The following is a 1,228-nucleotide window of genomic DNA, read 5'->3' as shown; positions in this document are numbered from 1 at the left end:
GTCGATGCGGCCGGCGCGGCCGGTGCTGCGCCGTTCGCGCGTATCGGCGGCACGCCGCCCGCACTGCTCGCGGGCGCGGGTTGCGCGCTTTGCGCGGACGAAACGGCGACCGGTGCCGCCGCGTGCGCAATCGACACGATTTTCACGACTTCGCCGGCCGTGATCGCATCGCCCGGGTTGTCGATCACGCGATCGCCTGCCGCGAGCCCCGAAACGATCTCGACGCGTGTGCCGAAATCGCGCCCGATCTGCACGCGCTTGAGCACGGTGCGTCCGTTCGCGGCGACGGTCGCCACCGTCACGCCGTCCGGCCGGAACAGCAGCGCGCTGACGGGCAGCTCGAGCGCGGGCGCGGCGCTCGCGACGACGAGGTGCGCCTGCGCATACGCGCCGGGCAGCAGCGCGCCGTCGGCGTTGTCGACGTCGATTTCGACGCGCAGCGTGCGCGTGACCGGATCGATCGCGCCTGCCGTGCGTGCGACGCGCGCGGCAAAGTGCCGCCCCGGATACTGCTGCGTGGTCAGGTAGACAGGCGTGCCGGTCGATACGTCGGCTGCGCTGTCCTGCGGCACGTCGACGAACACGCGCAGCGTGCCGGTTTGCTCCAGATGGAACAGTTCGCCGGACAGGCCCGGACTGCCCGGCGTGCCGCCCGCGGTGACGAGCGTGCCGACGTCGACGTTGCGGGCGGTGATCACGCCGTCGAACGGCGCGCTGACCGCTTCGTACGACACCAGCTCGTTCAGGTGCGCGACGTTCGCCTGCGCGGACGCGAGCATCGCACGCTTCGCGTTCATGTCGGCCACCTTCGTGTCCGTGTCCTGTTGCGACACCGATTGCGACTTCAGCATGTCCTGCCAGCGCTGCGCGGTCGATTTCGCATAGTCGTAGTTCGCCTGCGCGGTTGCCGCGTCGGCGCGCGCCTGGCGCAACTGCGCATCGAGATCGGGCGCGGCGATCTGCGCGAGCGTCTGGCCGGCCTTCACGTGCGTGCCGAGATCCGCGCTCCAGTGCGCGATGTAGCCGCTGGTGCGCGCATAGATCGACGCTTCCGCGAACGGCATCACCGAACCGGGCAGCGTCAGCGTCTGGTCGGCGGGCGCCGTGCCGGGCGCGATCACCGATACCGGCAGCGCTTGCTGCGCGGCCAGCTGCGCGCGCTGCGCGGCGCGCGCATCGATGCGCGGCACGATGCCGATCGCGAGCAGCGCGGCGGCGAGCGCGACGG

The 1,228-nt window shown here is 71.7% G+C and carries 1 protein-coding gene; it reads right to left on the bottom strand.

The window, feature by feature from the left end:
* A partial coding sequence (locus F3J15_RS37385) for an efflux RND transporter periplasmic adaptor subunit (RefSeq protein WP_166897826.1) occupies positions 1-1,228 on the bottom strand: 1,228 nt, incomplete at both ends.

Origin of the sequence: Burkholderia sp. Ap-955, assembly GCF_011753045.1 — a bacterium.
In the GTDB taxonomy this organism is placed as follows: domain Bacteria; phylum Pseudomonadota; class Gammaproteobacteria; order Burkholderiales; family Burkholderiaceae; genus Burkholderia; species Burkholderia lata_D.
This window is presented reverse-complemented; position numbering and strand designations above follow the sequence as displayed.